Raw genomic sequence first — 380 nt, forward strand, 5'->3', positions numbered from 1 at the left:
TAAACATGAGCAGATTATCGGCACAAGCACAAAAACGGTCGGGGTGGACACGCTTGACGGTATCTTTATGCCTTCAAGCAATATCCCTACAGAGTGGACTTTCGTTCCCAAACGACAGTATGAAAACATCACATTGACTTTCAACAAGGATTGGATAGAGGAAATGGATACGGCTCACGAAACCGACATCGGTCGGCTGCTCCAGTCGGACAAGTCTTTTTATCTCTTCGAGACTATCACACCTGCGATGCAACGAGTATTGGATGACATCAAGGCGACAGCCAAAAGCGATGCGTCTTTCTCTCCCCTCCATCTGCACGGAAAGGCAATAGAGTTGCTGACAATATTCCTTGAAAAACTCGAAAAGCGTTCGGAAGTAA

Annotated in this window: 1 pseudogene; it reads left to right on the plus strand. The window is 46.3% G+C overall.

Annotated features, from left to right (window positions below):
* Positions 1-380, plus strand: a pseudogene (locus tag EII14_RS09120) (AraC family transcriptional regulator); the annotation flags it as partial.

The organism is Alloprevotella sp. OH1205_COT-284, assembly GCF_003859795.1.
GTDB lineage: Bacteria > Bacteroidota > Bacteroidia > Bacteroidales > Bacteroidaceae > Alloprevotella.